Origin of the sequence: Streptomyces sp. UNOB3_S3, assembly GCF_020740895.1 — a bacterium.
Taxonomy (GTDB): domain Bacteria; phylum Actinomycetota; class Actinomycetes; order Streptomycetales; family Streptomycetaceae; genus Streptomyces.
Window position 1 is genome coordinate 1 of the sequence record NZ_JAILXP010000487.1, and the last position, 4,481, is coordinate 4,481.

The following is a 4,481-nucleotide window of genomic DNA, read 5'->3' on the forward strand; positions in this document are numbered from 1 at the left end:
CTTCAAGGCGTATCACGTCGAAGGCACCTCCTGGAACATCTACGACCCGGTCGCCAACATCACCGCCTCCTGCGCCTACGCCGCCGACAAGTACGGCTCCATGGACAACGTCAACTCCGCGTACTAAGAGCACAGGACCGAACAACCCCACATCGCACCGCGAAGGGCGGCGGCACCCCACCCCGGGGCGCCGCCGCCCTCCCCGTATACGCCATATACGCCCGCACGCTCCCTTGGCCCGCCCTCCTGGATGTGGCACCCTCACCGCCCATGGCGGATTCCCTGTCCCACAGCGATCCCACCCTCTACCGCACCCCTGCCGAAGCCGTCGCCGCGCCACCGGAGAAGCTCGCCTACGTGGCGGGCTTCGACCGTGCGGCGCGGCGTCCCGACGCGCTGATGACCGTCGACACCGACCCCCGCTCGCCCTCCTACGGGCGCGTGGTGAACACGGCGCGGTTACCCAACCTGGGAGACGAGCTCCACCACTTCGGCTGGAACGCGTGCTCCAGCGCGCTCGCCCACGCGTGCCACAGTGACCCCCAGCGGCGCTTCCTGCTCCTCCCCGGGCTGCGCTCCTCCCGGCTGCACGTCTTCGACACCCGCCCGGACCCGGCCCGTCCGCGCCTGGTGAAGGTGATCGAGGCCGACGAGCTCGCCGCCAAGGCGGGCTACTCACGGCCGCACACCCTGCACTGCGGCCCCGGCGGGGTCTTCCTCTCCTGCCTGGGCGGCGCCTACGGGGCCGAGGGGCCCGGCGGCGTCGCGCTGCTGGACCACGAGACGTTCGACGTGCTGCGCCCCTGGGAGACCGACCGGGGGCCACAGCACCTGGCGTACGACGTCTGGTGGCACCTGGGCCACGACATCGCGGTGACCAGCGAGTGGGGCACCCCGTCGATGGTCGAGAACGGTCTCGACGCGGAACTGCTCCTCCGGCGCGGGTACGGTCACGCGCTGCACTTCTGGGAGCTCGGTTCCGGCCGTCACCTCCAGCGGGTGGACCTTGGCGACGAGCACCAGATGGTGCTGGAGCTGCGGCCCGCGCACGACCCCGAGGCGACGTGGGGCTTCGCCGGTGTGGTCGTCAGCGTGGTGGACCTGTCCGCGTCCGTCTGGCTCTGGCACCGGGACGGGCCGGACTTCGCCGTCCACAAGGTGATCACGATCCCGGCGGAGCCCGCCGCGCCCGAGGACCTGCCCCCGGCGCTCAAGCCGTTCGGGGCGGTGCCACCGCTGGTCACGGACATCAACCTCTCCGTGGACGACCAGTGGCTGTACGTGTCGGCGTGGGGGACCGGTGAGCTCCTCCAGTTCGACGTGAGCGACCCCTTCCACCCCCGGCGCACCGCCTCGGTCCGGCTGGGCGGCATCGCCGGCCGCGAGCCGCACCCGTCGGCCCCGGGCGTCCCGCTCAGCGGCGGGCCCCAGATGCTGGAGCTCAGCCGCGACGGGCGGCGCGTCTACGTGACGAACTCGCTGTACGGGGCGTGGGACGACCAGTTCTACCCACGGGGCATCGAGCCCTGGATGGCGAAGCTCGACGCGGACACCGGCCACGGCGGCCTGTCGGCCGACCCGCGGTTCTTCCCGCACGGCGACGACTTCCAGGGCCTGCGCGTCCACCAGACGCGCCTTCAGGGCGGGGACGCCTCGTCCGACTCGTACTGCTTCCGCTGAGCCGGTCCCACCCGCTGGTCCCAGGGCGCCCCGCGGCTCACTCCGCGTGCTGCGGGGCGTCCGGCAGCGGCCCGCGCGACGCCTCCGGTGCGGGGGTGCTGCCGGGCGCTGTGGTGGTGCGGCGGGCCCAGGGGTAGTAGAGGGCCGAGGTGACGGCGAGGCCGACGAGCCAGGAGATGTCCGCGCCGCCGAGCCGGGAGGTCAGCGGGCCGGTGTACAGCTTCGTGGCCAGGAACGGCACCTGGGCGAGGATGCCGAGGGCGTAACAGCTCAGCGCCGGAACGTTCCAGCGGCCGTAGCGGCCGTCCGGGTCGTACAGCGCCGGGACGTCGACGCGCTCGCGCGAGACGAGGTAGTAGTCCACCAGGTTGATGGCGCTCCACGGAGTGAACACCGTGAGCAGCAGCAGGATGAAGTTCTTGAAGTTGTCGAGGAAGTCCGCGCTGGCCGCCATCGCGATGGCGGTGGCCACCGCCGAGAACCCCGTGATGTACGCGACGCGCGCGCCCGGTGTGATTCTCGAACGGCCGTCAAAGGCCGTCACGGTCGTGAGGACCGACATGAAACCGCCGTACGCGTTGAGGCAATTGGCCGTGACCTTGCCGACCAGCACCACCAGATACATGACGTACGCCAGGGCCGTCGGCCCGGCCAGCTCGCCGACGAAGCCGACCTGGTCGGACAGGAACCGGTCCCCGGCGACGGCGGCGATCAGGGCGCCCAGGGACATGGCCCACACGGAGCCGGCGACGGTGCCCGCGAAGGTCGCCCGGAAGGTCGCGCGTTCACTGGTCGACCGGGGCAGATAGCGAGAGTAGTCGGCCACGTACGGGCCGAACGTCAGCTGCCAGCCGGCGCCGAGGGAGACGGCGAGCAGGAACGTCGCGGCGTCGAAGGGCTTGAGGCCGACGTGCCCGGGGACGTCGTAGCGGGTGAACACGGCGATGGCGAGATAGCCCAGCCCGGCGATGCCGGTCACGGTCGCCACACGGCCCGCGAGATGGATGAGACGGTATCCGGCGACGGCGACCACGGCGGTCAGCGCGCCGAACACCGGGATCCCCAGCCTGGCGTCGGGCAGATGCAGGATCCTGCGGACGGCCTGCCCCGCCAGCACGCTGCCCGTGGCGGCGAACCCGAGGTACATGAGGATCACCAGCACCAGCGGGAGCACGGCGCCGAGCACGCCGAACTGCGCCCGGCTGGAGATCATCTGAGGCACCCCCAGCCGTGGCCCCTGGGCGGAGTGCAGCGCCATGACGACGCCGCCGAGCACATTGCCGATCAGCAGGGCGGGGATCGCCCACAGCGCGTCGGCGCCGAAGACCACCGCCAGCGCGCCGTCGACGACCGCCGTGATCTGCATGCTGGCGCTGAACCACAGGGTGAACAGGCCGGCCGGCGAGCCGTGCCGCTCTTCGTCGGGTATCGGGTCGATCGTCCTGCGCTCCATGGTGAGCGGGGAGGCGGACGGGGGCGGGGACGATCGCTCCGGCGTCGTCGTCATGGGTGCCACACTCCTGGCTCGCGCGATGTTGCGCAGAATCTGGCACGGTGGGAAATCCCACGTCAACGCCTGGGGGCCGGGAGCTGGTTACGGGGTTCGAGGGCCGTCCTCAGACTTCCGCGCGGTGGGTGATGGGCGCTTCGGAGCGGTCGCCCAGGAACTCGTACCAGCGGCGCTGGAGGCAGACGTAGCGCGTGTCGGCCTCGACGAGTTTGAGGAACGCCTCCACGGTCTCGGTGAGGCGTTGCTGATGCCCGGGGTCGGCCAGCGACCCGTCCTCCGCGAAGCTGTCGTACGAGCGGGCGAGGCTGAACATGTCCGGGTAGACGCGCGTGCCGAGGTGCTCCAGGGGCACCCGGAGGGCCCACAGCCCGCGGTTGCCGCCGACGAGCGACGGGGATGCGGAGACGAGCAGCGCGTGCTTGGTCTTGAACGCCTGCTGCTGTACGCGGGAGACCCAGTCGATGGCGTTCTTGAGGATGCCGGGCACGGAGGCGTTGTACTCGGGGGAGGAGATGACGAGGGCGTCGGCCTGCTCCATCCGTTCGTGCAGCGCGAGCGCGCCGGCGGGGACGCCGTCGGTCTCCTCCGCGTCCCCGTCGTACAGCGGCATGTCGAATTCGCGCATGGTGGCGAGGTCGGCGTCGGCCCCGGCCTCGGTGATCAGCCGGGCCACCAGGGAGGCGAGGCGGGCGTTGGTCGATCCGGCCCGCAGCGCGGCGCCGAAGACGAGGACCCGCAGGGGCCCGGGGCGGACGTCCGTGGCCATGAATCGGTCCCTCCGGCGGGTGGGGATGCGCCCGGCGGGGCGCCGTCCGGACCAGTGTGCTCCGGCCGCGGGCCGCGCGCGACGGGACTGGGCCTTCCGGGCGAGAGAGCCGCCGGGTGGGCTCGGGGCACCGATTTGGTCGAAGGGCAGGGGGGCCGTGTAATGTTCTCCGTGTCGCCAGGGAGACCGCGAGGGAAACCGGGCGGACAACAGAACAAGGGGCTATAGCTCAGTTGGTAGAGCGCCTGCATGGCATGCAGGAGGTCAGGAGTTCAATTCTCCTTAGCTCCACAATGGACCGAGAGGCCGCCCGGAAGGGCGGCCTCTCGGTTTTGCGCGTGAGGGCGGGCGTCAGCGCTTCCGGCGCTTCGCGATGGTCGTCATCACCACGGGGAGCAGCAGCTCCAGCGCCTTGGCGACGGTGGCGGGCGGCAGCCCGGTCCGCTTCGCGACGGCCTCGGCGACCGGCCGGGTGATCTTGCTGAGGATGCCGGACATCATCCCGCCGCCCAGGCCCCCGAGGCC

3 protein-coding genes, 1 tRNA gene and 1 pseudogene are annotated in these 4,481 nt (G+C 71.5%); 3 read left to right on the forward strand and 2 right to left on the reverse strand.

Going from position 1 to position 4,481, the window contains the following annotated elements:
• Positions 1-127: pseudogene (locus K6I33_RS32275) on the forward strand (lytic transglycosylase); the annotation flags it as partial.
• A gap of 143 nt (positions 128-270) precedes the next feature.
• Entirely contained in the window at positions 271-1,680 is a 1,410-nt protein-coding gene (locus tag K6I33_RS32280; protein WP_229358125.1) for a selenium-binding family protein, read from the forward strand.
• A gap of 37 nt (positions 1,681-1,717) precedes the next feature.
• Here the strand turns inward: K6I33_RS32280 and K6I33_RS32285 are convergent, their stop codons facing one another.
• Together K6I33_RS32285 and K6I33_RS32290 are read right to left on the reverse strand one after the other, a co-directional pair.
• Positions 1,718-3,187, reverse strand: coding sequence for a cytosine permease (locus K6I33_RS32285; protein ID WP_229358127.1), 1,470 nt, complete (start codon positions 3,185-3,187; stop codon positions 1,718-1,720).
• Positions 3,188-3,296: 109 nt separating this feature from the next.
• Positions 3,297-3,956 (reverse strand): NADPH-dependent FMN reductase, encoded by a 660-nt coding sequence (locus tag K6I33_RS32290; protein WP_229358128.1) that lies wholly within the window; start codon positions 3,954-3,956, stop codon positions 3,297-3,299.
• Positions 3,957-4,174: 218 nt separating this feature from the next.
• On the opposite strand from K6I33_RS32290, the gene K6I33_RS32295 reads away from it, so the two are divergent.
• A tRNA-Ala gene (locus tag K6I33_RS32295) sits at positions 4,175-4,247 on the forward strand.
• Positions 4,248-4,481 lie beyond the last annotated feature (234 nt).